Source organism: Actinomadura sp. NPDC023710, from assembly GCF_040639875.1.
Lineage (GTDB): Bacteria > Actinomycetota > Actinomycetes > Streptosporangiales > Streptosporangiaceae > Spirillospora > Spirillospora citrea.
The window spans coordinates 219,999-238,074 of the sequence record NZ_JBFAGB010000010.1; the positions used below are offsets into that span (position 1 = coordinate 219,999).

The following is an 18,076-nucleotide window of genomic DNA, read 5'->3' on the forward strand; positions in this document are numbered from 1 at the left end:
GCACATCACGGCACATCTGGCTCCAGGGCCCGGGGACCTGCCCGTTACGATCGATCAAGTGGTAGGCGTGGGAATGATGCGCCGGCTCGGGGTCACGGCGCTGGGATTGCGGAACGGCCCCCATCGGGTGACGGTCGAGCGGGACCTGGAGGTGCCGGCCGCCGACGGCGTGACGCTGCTGGCCGACCGGTACTCGCCCGCCGACGTCGAGAGGGCGCCGACGGTCCTGGTCCGCTCGCCCTACGGGCGGCGCGGGCCGTTCGGCCTCATGTGCGGGCAGGGGTTCGCCTCGCACGGGTTCCAGGCCGTCGTGCAGAGCGTGCGCGGCGGCTTCGGGTCCGGCGGCGTCTTCGAGGCGCTGGACGAGCGGGAGGACGGGCTCGCCACCATCGAGTGGCTGACGTCACAGCCGTGGTTCGGCGGCACGTTCGCCATGCACGGGCCGAGCTACCTCGGCTACGTCCAGTGGGCCGTCGCCGCCGAGGCCGGACCCGAGCTGAAGGCGCTGTCGATGCAGGTCACGGCGTCCACCTTCCGGGAGGCCGTCAACGTCGGCGGCACCTTCGCGCTGGAGTCGGCGCTCATCTGGGTCGACCTGACCGCGCGGATGAAGAGCTCCCTGTCGGGCATCACGACCGGCATCATGTCGCCGCGCCGCGCCCGCCGCGCCACCCTGTCGGGACGCCCGCTGGCCGAGCTGGACCGGCTCGCGACCGGCGGGCAGCAGCGCTTCTTCCAGGACCTGCTCGTCAACGGCCCCGACACCCCGTTCTGGGACAAGCGCGACTTCAGCACCACCGTGTCACAGGTCACCGCGCCGGTGAACATGACGGGCGGCTGGTACGACATCTTCCTGCCCTGGCAGATGAAGGACTACGCGGCCCTGCGCGCCGCCGGCCGGCGCCCCTACCTGACGATCGGCCCCTGGTTCCACGCCGACCAGCGCATGATGCGCGGCTCGGTCGCCGACGCCATCGCGTGGTTCCGCGCCCACCTGCTGGACGACCCGTCCGGCCTGCGCGCGCAGCCCGTCCGGATCTTCGTCACCGGCGCGGACGAGTGGCGCGAGTTCCCCGACTGGCCCGTCCCCGGCATGCGCGAGGAGCGCTGGCACCTGCACCCGGCGGGCGCCCTGTCCCCCGACGAGCCGCCGGAGTCCGACCCCGACGTCTACCGCTACGACCCGAACCACCCCACGCCGTTCCTCGGCGGCCCCACCCTGCTCGGCGAGACGCACCCGTCCACCGACCAGAAGCGCCTGGAGCGCCGCCGGGACGTGCTGACCTTCACCTCGGGCGTCCTGGACGAGGACCTGGAGGTCATCGGCCCGGTCACCGCCGACCTGCACGTCCGCTCGAACCGCGACCACACCGACTTCGTCGTGCGGCTCTGCGACGTCACCCCCGAGGGCGAGTCCCTCAACCTGTGCGAGGGCATGCGCCGCCTCGTCCCCGGCACCCCGGAGCCCGGACCCGACGGCGTCCGCCGCGTCGCCGTCGAACTCTGGCCGGTCGGGCACCGCTTCCGCCAGGGGCACCGCGTCCGCGTGCAGGTCGCCAGCGGCGCCTATCCCCGCGTGGCCCGCAACTCCGGCACCGGCGCCCCCATCGGCAGCGCCACCGAGATGCTCACCGCCGACCAGGAGATCTTCCACGCCCCCGGCCACCCGTCCGCGATCATGCTGCCGATCGTCCGCTGAACGGCGGGGCGGCGGGGTCAGCCGCGGCGGGCCCTGAGGGCCTCCAGCGCCTTGTCGGCGTGGGTGTTCATGCGGACCTCGCTCTTGACGACCGCCAGGACGCTGCGGTCGGTGTCGATGACGAAGGTCTGGCGCTTGGTCGGCATGAGGGCCACGGAGCGCTTGACGCCGAAGCGCGCGCGGACCTCGCCGGACGGGTCGGACAGCAGCGGGTAGCCGAGCGAGTGCTTGTCGGCGAACTCCTTCTGCTTGCCGACCGGGTCCGCGCTGATGCCCACCGGGTGGGCGCCCGCCTCGGCGAGCTCGGCGACCACGTCGCGGAAGTGGCAGGCCTCGGCGGTGCAGCCGGGGGTCATGGCCGCCGGGTAGAAGAACAGGACCACCGGGCCCCCGGCCAGCAGGCCGGTCAGGGTGCGCGGTTCGCCCGTCTCGTCCGGGAGTTCGAAGTCGTCGACGACATCACCGGGTTTCATGGGTCGAACCTAGCCGAGCAGGGCCGCGACCTCCCCGGCGGCCCTGGGGCCGCGGGCGCGGAACCCGTCGCGGGACGGGTTCGCGCCGTACGCCATGAACCGGACCGGTTCGTCGTCCGTCGGAAAAAGTATCGCCGCAGGGTGAGCGGCCTCCCGCCGGCGCCGGGGGCAGGTATTCCGTTTCGTCAGGTTTGACGGAGAGGGGGGAGGGATAGGAAACTGACCGAGCAGGTGTCTACGACGCAGATACCTCCGAGCTTCCCCTGCGTAGTCCCGGAGGATCCGTCATGCATCGCCCGCTTCACATCGCTCTGGTGTCCGCCTCCGACCTTGACGGCGAGCACCTGCAGTCAGTCCACGTCCGGGATCTCGCTCGTTCCCTCACCCGTCCGCTGGTCGCCGACGGTGAGCCGAACCAGGTCACGGTCTACACGCGCCGCCAGGACAGGGCCGCCCGCGGTCGCGTCCGGCTCGCGCCGGGCGCCTCCCAGGTGAACCTGGACGCCGGCCCCGCCCGCCCGCTGTCGGACGACGAACTGCTCCAGCACCTGCGCGACTTCGCCGACGGGCTGCGTCGCCGCTGGTCCGGCTCGGCGCGCCCCGACATCGTGCACGCGCACGGCTGGATCGGCGGCCTGGCCGCCTGCGCCGTCGCCCGCGAGCTCGGCATCCCCTTCGTGCAGAGCTACCACGGCGTGGCCGCCGTCGAGCGGCAGGCCGGACGCCAGGTCCACCCGCACCGCGACCGCCTGGAGAAGGCCATCGGGCGGGACGCCGACCTGGTCCTGGCCGGGCACGCCGAGGAGGCCACCGCGGTCGTGCGGACGGGCGTCCCGCGGCCGTCGGTCTCGGTCGTCCCCTACGGCGTGGACTCCGAGCACTTCTCGCAGGTCGGCCCGGCGATGCCGCACGGCGACCGGCCCCGCCTGGTGATCGTCAGCGAGGACCTCGGCGCCGACGCCGAGACCGCGCTGCGCGCCCTGGTGCACGTCCCCGACGCCGAGCTGGCCGTCGCCGGCGGCCCGGAGCGCGAGGACCTGGAGCACGACTCGGCCGTCCACCGGCTGCGGCTGCTGGCCAAGGAGCTGCACGTCGCCGACCGGGTCATCTTCCTCGGGCGGCTGCCCCGCAAGACCCTGCCGAAGCTGCTGCGGACCGCGAGCCTCGCGCTCTGCCTGGCCCCGCACCAGCCGTCCCCGGCGATGCCGCTGGAGGCCATGGCCTGCGGCGTCCCCGTGGTGGCGACCCCGGTCGGCGGCAACGCCGACGAGGTCCTGGACCACATCACCGGCATCCACGTCCCGGCGGGGCGGCCGGTCGTGATCGGGCGGGCGATCCGGCAGCTGCTGTCGGAGGACACCACCCTGCACGGCTACTCGATCGCCGCCGGCGACCGCGCCCGCTCCCGCTACTCCCTGGAGCGGGTCGCCGCCGAGACGCTCCGCGCGTACCTGAAGGTGCTGCCCGTCCCGGAGCCGGAGCCGGCGGAGGAGGACGAGGCGGGGCAGGAGACCGGCAAGGCCCCCGCCCTCGTCGGCTGACGCGCACCGTCCCTGCGGGCCCCGGACCCTCCCGGTCCGGGGCCCGTTCACGTCCCCCCGGATGGAATACTCGACCGAGATGACCAGAAAGGGCAGTTCATGCTGATCGGCAGGGCGGCGGAGCTCGCGGAGCTGACCGCCGCGCTGGACCGCGCCGCCGCCGGCAGCGCGGGCGTCGTGCTGGTCAGCGGGGACGCGGGGGTCGGCAAGACGCACCTGGTGTCCGCGCTCACCGCCGCCGCCGTCGACCGCGGCTGCGCCGTGCTCGTCGGGCAGTGCGCCGAGCTGGGCGAGAGCATGCCCTACCTGCCGCTCACCGACGCCCTGTGGGCCGCCGCGCACGCCGGGACGCCGGAGTCGGACGAGGTCCGCTCCGCGCTCGACGCCCGGCCCGCGCTCGCGCGCCTGCTGCCCGACGGCGAGGGCGGCCCCGGCGCGGGATCCGAGCTCGGCCAGCAGCAGCTGTTCGGCGCGGTGCTCGGCCTGCTCGGGGAACTGGGCGACGAGCGGCCCGTGCTGCTGGTCCTGGAGGACCTGCACTGGGCCGACCGGTCGACGCGGCACCTGCTGACGTTCCTCAGCCGCGTCCTGCAGCGCGAGCGGGTCTGCCTCGTCGGGACGTACCGGTCCGACGACCTGCACCGGCGGCACCCGCTGCGGCCCGTGGTCGCCGAGCTGCTGCGGCTGCCGAACGTGACGGGCGTCGAGGTCCGCCCGTTCGGCCGGGGCGAGACGGCCCAGTACCTCGCCGAGCTGGCGCGCGGGTCCGCCCCGGTCACGGCGCGGACCGTCGAGCGGGTGCACCGCCGCTCGGAGGGCAACCCCTTCTACGCCGCCGAGCTGTACTCCTCGGGCCTGGACGTCGGGGGCGCCGGGGACGACGGGGCGGCCGGGCTGCCGTCCGCGCTCGCCGACCTGCTGCTGTCGCGGATCGAGCGGCTGTCGGACGCGGGCCAGCGGGTGGTGCGGGTCGCGGCCGTGGCGGGGCGCCGCGTCGACGACGAACTGGTCCGCGTCGTGGCGGGGCTGGACGAGGCGACGGTCGGCGAGGCGCTGCGCGAGGTGGTGTCGCACCAGCTGCTCGTCCCGTCCGGCGCCGGGTACACGTTCCGGCACGCGCTGCTGCGCGAGGCCGTCTACGCCGACCTGCTGCCCGGCGAGCGGACCCGGCTGCACGCCGACTTCGCCCGGCTCCTGGTCGGCCTCCCCGACGGCACGCGCGGGTCGGCCGCCGAGCTGGCGCACCACAGCCTCGCCGCGCACGACCTGCCCGCCGCGTTCGCCGCGTCGGTCCGGGCAGGCAGGGAGGCCGACCGCCTCGCCGCGCCCGCCGAGGCCTACGAGCACTACGACCGGGCGCTGGAGCTGTGGGACGCCGTCGCCGACCCGGAGGCCGCCGCCGGCACGGACCGGATGCGCCTGTCGCTGGCGGCCGCCCAGGCGTCCGCGCGGGCCGGCGAGCTGCGGCGGGCGGTGCACCGGCTGCGCCGGGTGCTGGCCGCGGCCGACCCCGCCGACGTCCGGCTCGGCTGCCTGCTGCGCGAGCACCTGGCCGGCTACCTCGGCGACATCGACGAGGACGCCGAGTCGCAGGCGGTGGCGCGGGAGGCGGTGGCGATGCTGCCGGCCGACCCGCCCACCGTCGAGCGCGCCGACGCGCTCGCCACCTACGCCCGGACGCTGATGTACCGGGACGCGGCCGGGGAGATGCCCGAATTCGCCGAGCGCGCCATCGAGACGGCGCGCGAGGCGGGCGCCACCGGCGCCGAGGCCAGCCTGCTGGTCACGCTCGGCCTGTACCGCGAGTCGCGGGAGGCCGACACCGGCGTCGCGGAGGTGTTCGCCCGCGCCCACGAGCTGGCCGCGGCGGCCGGCGACAGCTCCATGATCGCGATGCGGGCCTCGTTCCACCTCGCCCGGACGAAGTTCGACCGCGGCGATCTCGCGGGCGCGGTCCGCGCGGCCGACGCGGGCGTGAAGTTCGCCGTGGACAACGGCCTCGTGTGGAGCACGTTCGGCATCGTGCTGCGGTCCCTGCGCTACCTCGTCCACTACACGTCGGGGGACTGGGCGGAGGCGGGCCGGCTCGCCGACGAGTTCGCGGTCCAGGTCGTCCGCACGCCCGAGGCGCAGGTGTCGGCGTACGCCCTGTTCCTGGAGGTCGCGCAGGGCGCCCCGACGGTCGAGCAGCGGCTGCGCTGGATCGCTCCGCTGCGGGCGCAGGACGGGTTCGTCAACTACCTCTCCCGGGGGCTCGCCGCCGAGCAGGCGCTGTGGCACGGCGACCCCGAGACGGCCGCCGAGCACGTCCGCGACGTGCTCGACACCGTCTACATCGAGACGGTCGGGGCCATCCGCATCGCGGCGACCGGGCTCTGGGCGGAGGCCGACCGGGCGGCCCGGGCCCGCGCCGCCGGGGACGAGGAGGCGCTGCGGGCGGCGCGGGAGACCGGCGACATGCTCCTGCGGATCGCGCGCAGCGTCGTCGCGGTCAACGTCGACGGGCAGCCGCGCGCCTGGCTCGGCTGGGAGGGGCAGGGCTGGCTGGCGCGCGCCGAGGCCGAGCGCCGCCGCCTGGACGGCGTCCACGACGTGGAGTTGTGGCGCAGGACGGCCGAGCTGTTCACCTACGGCGACTCCGACGGCGGGTTCGTCTACGAGGTGGCGCGGTCGCGGTGGCGGCTGGCGGAGGCGCTGGCCGAGAACGGCGACCGGGACGAGGCCGCCGTGCAGTGGCGGGCGGCCGTGCAGGCCGCCGAACGGCTCGGTGCCAGGCCGCTGCTGGCCGCGCTGCGCGACCTCGGCGTCCGCGCCCGGCTCGGGACCGGCCGCGCGGGCGCGGCGCCCCGGACCGCGGTGTCCGGTCCGCTCGACTCCCTCACCGGACGGGAGCGGGAGGTGCTGAAGCTCGTCGCCGAGGGCCGCAACAACCGGGAGATCGCGGCGGCGCTGTTCATCTCCCCCAAGACGGCGAGCGTGCACGTGTCGAACATCCTCGGCAAGCTGAACGTCTCCAGCCGCACCCAGGCCGCCGCCGTCGCCCACCGCGAGGGCACCTGATCTTGCCATTCCGGACCGGGCGCCGGTAATGTGCATTTCGTGACTGCCGGGTCGGCCATGGGCCACGAGCGAGTGAGGTTCCCGGCCTCCGAATGAGGCCGCGGCGGGCCCGAGGCCCGCCTCTTCCACTCCCCCTTTCTCTTCATCTTCCGCGCGCGCTGCGCACCGTTCTTCGCGCGCGCAGCGCGACGTCATCGGGCATGCCCGCGCTTTCGGCATGCCCTTGTACCACCTTTCCGAAGCCACGGCCGCGCGTTCTTTCCGTGGCTTGTTCGCCATGCCCGAAAACAGGAGACACATGGATTTCAACAAGCAGATCATCGAGGAGTTCCGCGCGAACGGCGGACGGGTCGGCGGCCCGTTCGAGGGCGGGCGGCTGCTCCTGCTGACCACGACCGGGGCGCGGAGCGGCGCCCCGCACACGACGCCGCTCGGCTACCTGCCCGACGGCGTCGGGCGCGTCCTGGTCATCGGCTCGGCCGGTGGCGCGCCGAGGAACCCGGCCTGGTTCCACAACCTGGTCGCGAACCCGCGCGTCACGGTCGAGAGCGGCGCCTTCACCTACGAGGCCGACGCGGTCGTCCTGGAAGGGGACGAGCGCGACCGCGCCTTCGCCCGGGCCGCCGAGGCCGATCCCGGCTGGGCCGGGTACGAGGAGAAGTCGGGACGGACGCTCCCCGTCGTCGCCCTGGTCCAGGTCGCCGCCGGGCCGCCCTCCGGGCCGGAGTCGCCCAGCGCCATGCTGGTCGCGGTGCACGACGCGTTCCGCGGGGAGCTGGAGCTGATCCGCAAGGAGGTCGCCGCCTCCGGGGCCGCCGTGGGCGCTCAGCTGAGGGTCAACTGCCTGACGATGTGCCAGGGGCTCGGTCACCACCACATGGGTGAGGACCAGCAGATGTTCCCCTTGCTGGAGCGGCGCCACCCCGAGCTGGCCCCGGCGCTGGCGGAGCTGAGGGACGAGCACGCGACGGTCAGCGCGCTGCTGGAGGAGCTGCGCCGCGTCCTCGACGCCGGCGACTCCGCGTCGCTGCTCGCCGAGGTCGACCGGCTCACCGCCGCCCTGGGGGCGCATCTCGACCGCGAGGAGGAGCGGCTCGTCCCGCTCCTGGACGCCCTGGAGTTCTAGGAGCGGGCTCCTAGAGGAGGCCGCGGCCGGGGATCAGCGGCAGGTCCAGGGCGGTGAGCAGGCCGGGGGGCGCCTCGACGACGGCGGGGACGGCGTTGACGAGGCGCATCGCGGTGGCCTTCAGGCCCGCGGTGCTGTGGTCGCCGTCGGTGCCGAGGAGCCGCAGGTCCACCGTGTAGTTCGGCTCGCCGCGGACCTCGACCCGGTAGCTGCCCGCGCCCGCGGGCTGCGGCCAGTCGGGGGCGAGGTCGTCGCGGAGCCGGGTGACGTGCTCCAGGACGACGACGGCCTCGCCGCCGCGCATGCCCCGCACCTCGAACCGCAGCGCCGCGGCCGTGCCCTTCTCGATGGTCCCGGCGGAGACGGCGAAGGTCTCGGGCGCGGGGAGGCGGGTGTGCCCCTCGGTGATCCCGTCCAGTTCCACGCCGAGGCCGGCGGCGATCTGCCGGACGACGCTCCCCCACGCCATGGTGAGGACGCCGGGCTGCAGCAGCATCGGCGCGTCGTCCAGCGGGCGCCCGAAGCCCATGATGTCGAACAGGACCGTGGCCTGGTCGTAGGTGTTGTAGTTCAGGATCTCCATGCAGCGGACCTGCTCGATGCGCTCGCTGATGCCGGTGACGGCGAGCGGGAGCACGTCGTTGGCGAAGCCGGGGTCGATGCCGTTGACGAAGACGGACGCCCCGCCGGCCGCGGCCGCCTCCCGCACCGGGTCCGACATCCCGGCCGGGACGACGCCGTCCGGGAACTGCAGGAACACCGGGCTGCTGGAGACGACGTTCACCCCGGCGCGCAGGATGCGGCACAGGTCGTCGATCGCCTCCATCAGCCGGACGTCGGCCATCGAGGTGTAGACGACGCAGTCGGGCCGCAGGGCCAGCAGCGCCTCGGCGTCGCCGGTGGCGGTGACGCCGAGGTCGCGGCCGAGGCCCGCCAGGTCGCCGGCGTCCCGGCCGACCTTGGCCGGGTTGGAGACCCACACCCCGGCGAGTTCGAGGTCGGGGCGGGCGTCGATGCCGGCGATCGCGTGCCGCCCGACGTTGCCGGTGCTCCACTGGACGACGCGGTAGGTCACAGATCCTCCAGGCCGAGGTCGAGGTTGGGGGCCTCGATGCCGCCGTCCACGCGCAGCACGCTGCCGGTGACGTAGGCGGAGGCGGGCGCGGCGAGGTAGAGGACGGCGGCGGCGACGTCCTCGGGCTCGCCGACGCGGCGCAGCGGCGTCCTGCGCTCCATCTCGGTGCGCAGTTCGTCGCTGGTCATGACGACGTCGAGCGCGGACGTCGCGACGGAGCCGACGGCCACGGCGTTGACGCGCACGCGCGGGGCCAGGTCGAACGCGGCGAGCCGGGTGTAGTGGGCGAGGGCCGCCTTGGCGCTGCCGTAGGCGAGGTAACCGCGGCCCGCGATGCGCCCCATGGCCGAGGAGATGTTGACGACGCTGCCGCCGTCCGCCTTCAGCAGGTGCGGGACGGCCGCGCGGGTCAGCGCGTGCGCGGTGCCCACGTTGAAGCGGAACGCCTTCTCCATGTGCCGGGGCGAGGTGTCCAGGAAGGCGGCGGGCATGGCGCCGCCCATGTTGTTCACCACGATGTCCAGGCGGCCGAACTCGCCGGCGGCGAGGTCCGCCAGCTCGGCGGCGGTCTCGGGGTCGGCCAGGTCGGAGGGGACGACCAGGGCCCGCCGCCCGGCCGCCTCGATCCCGGCGGCGACCTCGTCGAGCTGCTCGCGCGTCCGGGAGGAGATCACCACGTCGGCGCCCGCCTGGGCGAGCGCGACCGCGGTGGCCGCTCCGATCCCCCGGCCCGCGCCGGTCACCACCGCCACCCTGCCGTCGATTCGGAACCGCTCCGAGATCACCGGTGTCACCTCCGGTCCGTCGCCTCGCCGCCCGCACAGCCTACGCAGGAACTAGAACCTGTTTCAATACCAGTGTGACGGGCGGCGCGTGACGGGCGCACGCCGGCGGACGGTACATCTTCACGGGTCATTCGTGATGTCCGCTACTAGTCCATTTCCGACATGCCTGCAATTCTTTCCCCTGTGCGTTCCGGCAACCGGCGCACGGGAAAGGGGAAACCGGCCGTGGACAAGGGGTACGAGCTTTACTGCCTCGCAGACGAGCTCTTTTACGATGCTCCGCCGGTGGCCCGTAGCACCGACTTCGACATCACTCGGCGGGAACTCCCCGAGGGCTGGGAAAAGGTCTTCGGCGACGAGTGGGTCGTCTATGTTCCGCCGGTGCAGCGCGCCCCCGAGCAGGGCTGGAAAGTGCACGTCTCGGGGTGCCCGGAAAGCGCGGAGGAGTCGCTCGCCGGCACGTGGGAATACTGCGTCGCCCAGGGAATCGAGTTCAAGCACCTGCGCGGCCCGGGGACGCTCCGGAGGCGCAACGCCAAGTACGCGCCGCGCGGGGCGAGCGGGAAGCTCGTCACGATCTACCCTGAGGACGAGCGCGAACTGGCGGAGGTGCTCGCCGGGCTCGGCGCGCGGCTGGACGGCCTCCCCGGCCCGTACATCCTCAGCGACCTGCGCATCGGTGAGGGCCCGCTGCACGTGCGGTACGGCGGCTTCGCGGAGCGCCGGTGCCTGGACGAGCAGGGGCGGCTCGTGCCGGCGCTGCGCGACGGCTCCGGGGAACTGGTGCCGGACCGGCGCGATCCCGTCTTCTCCGTCCCCGGCTGGGTGAGCCTTCCCGACTGCCTGGAAGCGCATTTCAAGGCACGCGGCGCCACGACGACGACCGATCTGCCCTACCGGATCGACACGGCCCTCCACTTTTCCAACGGGGGCGGTGTCTACGCGGCGACCGACACCCGGAGCGGCACGAAGGTGGTACTGAAAGAAGGGCGCCCCTATGCGGGCCTCGCCGCCGACGGCGCGGACGCGGTGACCCGGCTCCGGCGTGAGCGGGACATTCTGGAAAAGCTCGACGGCATCGACGGCGTGCCCGCCGTTCTCGACTGGTTCACGCTCGGCGAGCACCATTTCCTGGTCCAGGAGTTCATCGAGGGGCGCACGCTCAACACCTTCTTCGCCGAACGGCACCCGATGCTCGATCCCGAGCCGGATCCCGCGAAGACCGCCGAGTACACCACATGGGCGCTGCACGTCCACGCAGGGGTGGAACGCGTCATCGCCGCCATCCACGAGCGCGGCGTGGTCTTCAACGACCTGCACATGTTCAACGTGATGGTGCGCCCGGACGACTCGGTCGCGCTGATCGACTTCGAGACGGCGGCGCCCGCGGCCGACGGCGGCCGGCAGACCCTCGCCAACCCCGCGTTCCTCGCCCCGCCCGACCGGCGCGGCGCCGAGGTGGACCGCTACAGCCTCGCCTGCCTGCGGCTCGCCCTGTTCGTCCCGCTGACCACGCTGTTCGTGATCGACCGGGGCAAGGCGCGGCAGCTCGCCGACCTGATCGCCGAGAACTTCCCCGTCCCCCGGGCGTTCCTGGACGAGGCGGTCGCGCAGATCGCCCGGGACGTCGTGCCCGCCCCCGCGCCGGCGTTCACCCCGGACGCCCCCGGCTGGGAGCGCGCCAGGGACGCCCTCGCGCGGGCGATCCTCGAGAGCGCCACCCCCGAGCGCGCCGACCGGCTCTTCCCCGGCGACGTGGAGCAGTTCTCCGGCGCGTCGCTCGGGCTCGCGCACGGCGCCGCCGGCGTCCTGTACGCGCTGGACGCGACGGGCGCCGGCCGGGTCCCGGCCCACGAGGAGTGGCTGGCGGAGCGGGCGGCGAACCCGCGCCGCGGAACCGGGATCGGGCTGTACGACGGCCTGATGGGCGCCGCGTACGTGCTGTCCCGCCTCGGCCACCGGGACGCCGCGCTCACCGCCGCCCGGCACTGCCTGGGCGAACGGTGGGAGCGGCTCGGCGATGACCTCTACGGCGGCCTGCCCGGAGTCGCGCTCGTCCTGGACCACCTCGCCGGCGCGACCGGCGACGCGTTCCTGCGCGAGGCGGCCCGCCGCTGCGTGGAGATCGTGGCGGAGCGGTCCGGCGGAGGGGGCGGCGCGCGTCCCGGCCTCATGCACGGCGGCGCCGGCGCGGCGCTGATGTTCGTCCGCGCCTACGAGCGCGACGGGAACCCCGAGCTGCTCGACCTGGCCGCCGCCGCGCTGCACCGCGACCTCGCCGCCTGCGTCACCGACCACAACGGCGCCCTGCACGTCGACCAGGGCAGCCGGGTGCTGCCCTACCTCGGCCGCGGCAGCGTCGGCATCGGCCTCGTCCTGGACGAGTACCTGGCCCACCGGGCGGACGAGCGGTTCGAGGCGGCGCGCGACGCCGTCCGCCTCGCCGCGACGTCCCGGTACTACGCGCAGCCGAGCCTGTTCAGCGGGCGTGCCGGGATGCTGCTCCACCTGGCCCGGCACGCCCGGTCGGGCCTCGACCCGGCGGACGGGGCGCGCGTGGAGGGGCACGTCCGCGACCTCGCCTGGCACGCGCTGCCGTACGCGGGCGGGCTGGCGATGCCGGGCGAGCACATGTACCGGCTGTCGATGGACCTCGCGACCGGCACCGCCGGGGTGCTGCTCGCGCTCGGCGCGGCCCTCCACGACCCGGCCCCCGGACTGCCGTTCCTCGGGACGGCGCACCGACCCCCCGCGGGGACCCCCGCGGCGGCCACCTCTATCCAGCCCGAAAGGAGGTGAAGAACATGGCGCTTCTCGACCTTCAGGGGATGGTGAGCGAGAACGGCGGCGGCGGCGGCAACAGCAGCCTCAGCCTGCTCTGCCACAGCTCCCACAGCATCACGATCTGCCTGTGATGACGCTGGCGGCCACGGCCCCCTTCCGGGGCCGTGGCCGCCACCGTGTTTGGAGACCCCATGACCTCCCCTCCCCCGGCGCCCGGCGCGGACCGGCTGCTGCTGCGCGCCGCCGGCCGCGCCCGCGGCTGGACGGCGCTCGTCGCGGCCACCGCCCTGGCGGACGCGGCGGCGGCCGTCCTGCTCCCGTTCGCGCTGGCCCGCGCGATCGACGCGGTCCCGCCGGGCGGGACCCCCGCCTCGGCCGCGCTGTGGCCCTGCGTCGCGCTGGTCGCGGCGTCCGCGGCGGCGGAGGTGCTGTCGGAGCTCGCGACCGGCTGCGCGGCCGCGCGGGCGACGGCGTGGCTGCGGCACACCCTCGTCCGGCACCTGCTGGCGGCGGGCCCGGCGCCGCGCGTCCCGCCGGGGGACGTGGCCGGACGCATGGTGGGCGGCGCGGCCGAGGCGGGCGTGGCGCCCGCCGCCGCGACCGAGGCCGCGGCCGGGCTGCTGCCGGCCGCCGGGGCGCTCGCCGCCCTCTGCCTCATCGACTGGCGGATCGCGGCGGCGATCGCGGCCGCACTGCCGGCGGTGGCGCTGCTGATGCGCGCGTTCGTCCGCGACATCACCGCGACCGCGCACCGCTACCTCACCGTCCAGGGCACGATCGCGGGCCGCCTCGCCGAGGCCATCGCCGGGACCCGGACGATCGCCGCCGCCGGCACGGCGGGACGCGAGACGGCGCGCATCCTCGGCCCCCTCCCCGGCCTGCGCGCCGAGGGCGAGGCGATGTGGCGGGTGCAGGGCGGCATCGCGGCGCGCGGCCTGCTGGCGCTGCTGCTCCTGCAGGTCGCTGCAGTCGGGATCGCCGGCGCCGAGCTCGCGGCGGGCCGCGTCACGCCGGGCGAGTTGGTCGCGACCGTCCAGTACGCGGGGCTCGCCGCCGGGTTCGGGCCCGTCCTCACCCAGCTGCTCCGCCTCGGCCGCGCCCGCGCCGGCGCCCGCCGCGCCGCGGAGATCCTGGCGTGGCCCGCGCGGCGCCACGGCACCGGCGACGTCCCGCCGGGCCCCGGCCGCCTGGAGTTCCGCGGGGTCGCCGTCCCCGGCGCACTGGACGGCCTGGACCTCACCGTCCCCGGCGGGCGCGCCGTCGCCGTCGTGGGGCGTTCCGGCTCCGGCGCCTCCGCGCTCGCCGCGCTCGCCGGGCGGCTCGCCGACCCCGACCGCGGCGAGGTGCTGCTGGACGGCACGCCCCTCCCCCGGCTCGGCCGGACGGCGCTGCGCCGCGAGATCGGCTACGCCTTCGCCCGGCCCGCGCTGTTCGGCGCGACCGTCCGCGACGCCATCGCCTTCGGTCCCTCGCGCCCGCCGGACACCTGGCTGCGCGAGGCGGCGCGGGCCGCCCGCGCCGACGGCTTCATCCGCCGCCTCCCGCGGGGCTACGGCACACCGCTCGCGGAGGCGCCGCTGTCCGGCGGGGAGCTGCAGCGCGTGGGCCTGGCCCGCGCGTTCGCCCACGCCGGACGCGTCCTCGTCCTGGACGACGCGACCTCCAGCCTCGACACCGTGACCGAACTGCAGATCACCGACGCGCTGCTCGACCGGTTCGCCGACCGGACCCGCCTGATCGTGGCCCACCGCGCCTCCACCGCCGCCCGCGCCGACCTGGTCGTCTGGCTGCACGAGGGCCGCGTCCGCCGGGTCGCCCCGCACGAGGTCCTCTGGCCGGACCCCGACTACCGCGCGGTCTTCGGGGGTCCGGCGTGATCGGGAGGCGGGAGGCGGCGCGGGTCCTGTGGCGCGGTGCCGGGGACGCCGTCCGGGCGCGCCCGCGGGCGGTGGCGCGGGCCGCCGGGTGGTCGGCGGTGGAGGCCGTGCCCACGGCGGTGTTCGGGCGGGCCGTCGGGGAGGCCACCGACGCGTTCCGGACGGGCCGCGCGTCCGCCGCGGTCGCCTGGCTCGGCGCCCTCGCCGTGTCGGCCCTGGTGGGGGCGGTCGGGAGTCGGCGGCTGTATCCGGCGCTGGCCGCGATCGTGGAGCCGTTCCGGGACGACCTGGTGAGGCGGGTCGCGACGGGGGCGCTGCACCGGTCGCTGCGGGGACGGCCCGACACGGGCGCGGTCGCGCGGCTCACCCACCAGGTGGAGATCGTCCGGGACACGTTCGGCGGGCTGCTCGTCGTCGCGCGCGGGTTCGCGTTCACGGCCGGGGCGGCGCTGCTGGGGCTGGCGACGATGACGCCGGAGGTGGTGGCGCTGGTGCTGCCGCCGCTCGTGCTCGGGCTGGCGCTGTTCGGGGCGGTGTTCGGGAGGGCGGCCGCGCGTCAGCGGGAGCTCGTCGTCGGCGAGGAGGAGATCGCCGAACGGACCACCGCCCTGGCCGCCGGGCTGCGGGACGCCGTCGGGTGCGGCGGCGAGGACCTGCTGCGGGCGGAACTGGGCGCCGCCGTGGAGGCGCAGGCGGCGGCCGGGCGCGCGGTGGCGCGGCTCGCGGCGGTGCGCGCCGTCGCCCTCGCGGTGAGCGGCTGGCTGCCGCTGCTGCTGGTCCTCGCGGCGGCGCCGTGGCTGATGCGGCGCGGCGCCACGGCGGGGACGGTGATCGGCGCGCTGACCTACGTCCTGCACGGGTTGCAGCCGGCGCTGCGCACGCTCGTGCACGGGATGGGCGGCAGCGGGCTGCGGCTGGCGGTGACGCTCGGCCGGATCCTGGAGACGGGCGCGCCGGACGCGCCCGTCCCGCCCGAGCCCGCCGCGCCCGTGCCGGGGGCCCCGGCGGTGGAGCTGCGCGGCGTGACCTTCGCCTACGGGGACGGCGCGCGGCCGGTGATCGAGAACCTGGACCTGGTCGTCCCGCCCGGCGACCACCTGGCCGTGGTGGGGCCGAGCGGGATCGGCAAGTCGACGCTGGCGGCGCTGATCGCGGGGCTGGCCGCGCCCGGCGCGGGCGAGGTGCTGGTGGACGGGCGGCCGGCGGGCGACCCCGGCCGCCGGGTGCTCGTCCCGCAGGAGGCGTACGTCTTCAGCGGCACCCTCCTCGACAACCTCACCTACCACGCGCCGGACGCCGGCCCGTGCGAGGCGGGCCGGGCCGTGGACGCGCTGGGGCTGGCGCCGCTCGTCCGCGACCTCGGCGGGTACGGGGCGCGGCTGGAGCCCGGCGCGCTGACCGAGGCGCAGCGGCAGTGCGTCGCGCTGTGCCGGGCCTACCTCGCGCCGCAGCCCGTCGTCATCCTGGACGAGGCCGCGTACCGGCTCGACCCGGCCGCCGAGGCGCGGATGGAGGAGGCGTTCGCGCGGCGGCCCGGCACGCTGGTCGTCATCGCGCACCGGATCAGCTCGGCGATGCGCGCCCGCCGCGTCCTGGTGCTGGACGGGACCCGCGCCCACCTCGGGCGGCACGCGGACCTGCCCGCGGTGTGCCCGCTGTACCGGGACCTGATCGGCCGCTGGGAGGAGGGCTCACAGCCACCCGGCGTCCTCGGCGATCCGGATGGCCTGGACCCGGTTCTCCGCGCCGATCTTGCGGTTGATGCGGGAGAGGTGGTTGCGGACGGTGCCGATCGTCAGGACGAGGTCCTCGGCGATCTGCGCCGCGGAAGCGCCCCGTGACGCCAGGGTGAGGACCTCGATCTCCCGTTCGGTGAGCGGGCTCTGAGCCGAGCCCAGTTCGGTGAAGGCCATGTCGGGGTCGATGACGCGCGCGCCCTCGGCCGCCCGCCTGATCGCGTCCACGAGTTCGCCCGGCGAGGTGTCCTTCAGCACGAGCCCGGCCGCCCGCGCGTCCACCGCGCGCCGCAGGTCGCCGGTACGGCAGCGGCCCGCCATGAGGACGGTGCGGCACTCCGGGACGGCCTCGCGTAACGCCCGGGCGGCCGTGAATCCGTCCAGGCCGGGCAGCCCGACGTCGATGAGCGCGACGTCGGGCCGCCGTCTGCGCGCCGTGCGGAGCACCTGATCGCCCGAGCCGACCGCCGCCACCACGTCGAGGTCCTTCACCCGGTCGAACAGGGCGACCAGCCCGCTGCGCAGGAGAGGCGCCCCCTCCGCGAGCAGAATCCGAATCATTTTCGTCTCCAACACGGCCACCCGTCCGCGGCCTGAGAAGGGAACAATCACCGAACGCGCTTCTGGTGTGAAGTCAGGGCGGTGGCCGAGAAGGGCTGCCGGAGATTCGGTCAGCGCGAAATCGAATTTTCATTAGGTCACCTTCGACAGGCCTCGCGACTACTGAAGTCTTACCGGACGGAGCCAACACTATTCACTGCGTCATTGTAAAGACACCGGGAAAACCAGGAATCCAGCGCTGGGTATTCCGCCAATTAGCGGCTGTACACCTGATGGGCCGAAACCGGTTCAGCCGAGGAAATCGAACTCCGCGCCGGCGCCCGCGGCGCGGGCCGCGGTGTAGGCCGTCCAGCTCAGCACGAGGTCCTGCCAGGGCAGCCCGACGGGCGCGTACACCGTGACCTCGCCGTCCTTCACCCGCCCGGGCACCTGGCCGCGCATCAGGTCGCGCAGCGTCCCGGCGGCGTGCTCGACGTCCAGGCCCGCGCCCGCCAGCACGCCCATCTCGACGGCCAGGGGGACGTCGTCGACGACGACGCGGGCGCCCTCCAGCAGGTCGGCCCCCAGTTCCGCCTTGCCGGGCTGGTCCGCGCCGAGCGAGGTGAGGTGCGTCCCGGGGGCCACGTCGGCGGCGTGCAGCAGGGGGCGGCGCGCCCAGGTCGCCAGGACGACGATCCCGGCGTCCCGGACGGCGGCGCGCGGGTCGGGCGCCACGGTCGCGGGCGCGTCCAGCCGGGCGCCGTGCCGCGCGGCGAAGTCCGCGGCGCGGGCGGCGTCCAGGTCGAACACGGTGAGGCCGCGCACCTCCCGCAGCTCGCCCAGGCCCCGCATGACCAGTTCGGCCTGCGCACCCGCACCGATCACCGCGACCGAGCCGGCCGCGGGGCGCGCCAGGACGTGGGTTCCGAGCGCGGCGGCCAGGCCGGTGCGCCAGGCGGTCACGGTCGCCGAGTCCAGCAGGGCCAGCAGCTCGCCGGTCCCGAGGTCGTGCAGGCAGACGACGCCGCGCAGCGCCGGCCGGCTGCCGGGGAACTTGGCGTTCACCTTCACCGTGTAGGCGGGGATCCCCTCGACCACGCCCGGCATCAGCGCCGTCGCGGTGCCCTGCTCCGGCAGCTCGACGATCACCCGGCGGGCGGCGGCCCCGCCGTCCCCGGCCGTGAAGCCGCGGCGCAGGGCGTCCAGGCAGGGGGCGGGGTCGAGCAGCGACTCAAGGATGGAACGGGCCAAGAGGAGCGTCACCGGACCATCCTCCCGCGCCCCCGAGGCCGGCGTCACCCCGGGAGGGCACCTCATTGGACCTCCCGTCCCGCCCGAAACCAGCTAAACGGACAGTCCTCCCCGAGGATCGACCACGGA

Annotated in this window: 12 protein-coding genes and 1 pseudogene; 8 read left to right on the top strand and 5 right to left on the bottom strand. The window is 75.3% G+C overall.

Annotated features, from left to right (window positions below; all coding sequences use genetic code 11):
* Positions 1–58 precede the first annotated feature (58 nt).
* Entirely contained in the window at positions 59–1,699 is a 1,641-nt protein-coding gene (locus AB0H37_RS14380) for a CocE/NonD family hydrolase (protein ID WP_360612939.1), read from the top strand.
* Positions 1,700–1,716: 17 nt separating this feature from the next.
* Here AB0H37_RS14380 and AB0H37_RS14385 read toward each other — a convergent pair whose 3' ends face one another.
* Positions 1,717–2,172 (bottom strand): peroxiredoxin, encoded by a 456-nt coding sequence (locus AB0H37_RS14385; RefSeq protein ID WP_360612941.1) that lies wholly within the window; start codon positions 2,170–2,172, stop codon positions 1,717–1,719.
* Positions 2,173–2,459: 287 nt separating this feature from the next.
* Between AB0H37_RS14385 and AB0H37_RS14390 the strand changes: the two genes are divergently transcribed.
* The 3 genes from AB0H37_RS14390 to AB0H37_RS14400 all read left to right on the top strand — a co-directional run bounded on the left by AB0H37_RS14390 (position 2,460) and on the right by AB0H37_RS14400 (position 7,899).
* Positions 2,460–3,713, top strand: coding sequence for a glycosyltransferase (locus AB0H37_RS14390; RefSeq protein WP_360612943.1), 1,254 nt, complete (start codon positions 2,460–2,462; stop codon positions 3,711–3,713).
* A 99-nt stretch (positions 3,714–3,812) separates the two neighbouring features.
* Positions 3,813–6,773, top strand: a complete 2,961-nt coding sequence (locus tag AB0H37_RS14395) for an AAA family ATPase (RefSeq protein WP_360612945.1) — start codon at positions 3,813–3,815, stop codon at positions 6,771–6,773.
* Between the two features lie 298 nt (positions 6,774–7,071).
* Positions 7,072–7,899, top strand: a complete 828-nt coding sequence (locus AB0H37_RS14400) for a nitroreductase/quinone reductase family protein (protein WP_360612947.1) — start codon at positions 7,072–7,074, stop codon at positions 7,897–7,899.
* Positions 7,900–7,909: 10 nt separating this feature from the next.
* Here the strand turns inward: AB0H37_RS14400 and AB0H37_RS14405 are convergent, their stop codons facing one another.
* Together AB0H37_RS14405 and AB0H37_RS14410 are read right to left on the bottom strand one after the other, a co-directional pair.
* A complete protein-coding gene (locus AB0H37_RS14405; protein ID WP_360612949.1) occupies positions 7,910–8,974 on the bottom strand; it encodes a dihydrodipicolinate reductase in 1,065 nt (354 codons plus the stop codon).
* Entirely contained in the window at positions 8,971–9,759 is a 789-nt protein-coding gene (locus tag AB0H37_RS14410) for an SDR family oxidoreductase (RefSeq protein WP_179836005.1), read from the bottom strand. Before AB0H37_RS14410 ends, AB0H37_RS14405 begins: the two co-directional genes overlap by 4 nt.
* A 225-nt stretch (positions 9,760–9,984) precedes the next feature.
* On the opposite strand from AB0H37_RS14410, the gene lanKC reads away from it, so the two are divergent.
* The 4 genes and pseudogenes from lanKC to AB0H37_RS14430 form a co-directional block, all read left to right on the top strand.
* Positions 9,985–12,558, top strand: coding sequence for a class III lanthionine synthetase LanKC (lanKC, locus tag AB0H37_RS14415; protein WP_360612951.1), 2,574 nt, complete (start codon positions 9,985–9,987; stop codon positions 12,556–12,558).
* A gap of 5 nt (positions 12,559–12,563) precedes the next feature.
* Positions 12,564–12,674 carry a SapB/AmfS family lanthipeptide gene (locus AB0H37_RS14420; RefSeq protein WP_089315262.1) on the top strand — a complete coding sequence of 37 codons (111 nt, stop codon included), beginning with the start codon at positions 12,564–12,566 and terminating at the stop codon, positions 12,672–12,674.
* 60 nt (positions 12,675–12,734) lie between these two features.
* On the top strand, positions 12,735–14,420 hold the full coding sequence (locus AB0H37_RS14425; protein ID WP_360612953.1) for an ABC transporter ATP-binding protein: 1,686 nt from the start codon (positions 12,735–12,737) through the stop codon (positions 14,418–14,420).
* Positions 14,421–15,313: 893 nt separating this feature from the next.
* Positions 15,314–15,883, top strand: a pseudogene (locus AB0H37_RS14430) (ATP-binding cassette domain-containing protein); the annotation flags it as partial.
* Positions 15,884–16,111: 228 nt separating this feature from the next.
* Here AB0H37_RS14430 and AB0H37_RS14435 read toward each other — a convergent pair.
* Complete coding sequence (locus tag AB0H37_RS14435) at positions 16,112–16,717, bottom strand: response regulator transcription factor (RefSeq protein WP_329088612.1); 606 nt, start codon at positions 16,715–16,717, stop codon at positions 16,112–16,114.
* A gap of 288 nt (positions 16,718–17,005) precedes the next feature.
* Complete coding sequence (locus AB0H37_RS14440) at positions 17,006–17,959, bottom strand: ornithine cyclodeaminase family protein (RefSeq protein ID WP_360612954.1); 954 nt, start codon at positions 17,957–17,959, stop codon at positions 17,006–17,008.
* Between the last annotated feature and the right edge of the window lie 117 nt (positions 17,960–18,076).

Bases quoted from the DNA above. Each gene is read 5' to 3' on its own strand.
- AB0H37_RS14385 (WP_360612941.1), bottom strand. From the start codon at position 2,172: ATGAAACCCGGTGATGTCGTCGACGACTTCGAACTCCCGGACGAGACG.
- AB0H37_RS14390 (WP_360612943.1), top strand. From the start codon at position 2,460: ATGCATCGCCCGCTTCACATCGCTCTGGTGTCCGCCTCCGACCTTGAC.
- AB0H37_RS14395 (WP_360612945.1), top strand. From the start codon at position 3,813: ATGCTGATCGGCAGGGCGGCGGAGCTCGCGGAGCTGACCGCCGCGCTG.
- AB0H37_RS14400 (WP_360612947.1), top strand. From the start codon at position 7,072: ATGGATTTCAACAAGCAGATCATCGAGGAGTTCCGCGCGAACGGCGGA.
- AB0H37_RS14420 (WP_089315262.1), top strand. From the start codon at position 12,564: ATGGCGCTTCTCGACCTTCAGGGGATGGTGAGCGAGAACGGCGGCGGC.
- AB0H37_RS14425 (WP_360612953.1), top strand. From the start codon at position 12,735: ATGACCTCCCCTCCCCCGGCGCCCGGCGCGGACCGGCTGCTGCTGCGC.
- AB0H37_RS14435 (WP_329088612.1), bottom strand. From the start codon at position 16,717: ATGATTCGGATTCTGCTCGCGGAGGGGGCGCCTCTCCTGCGCAGCGGG.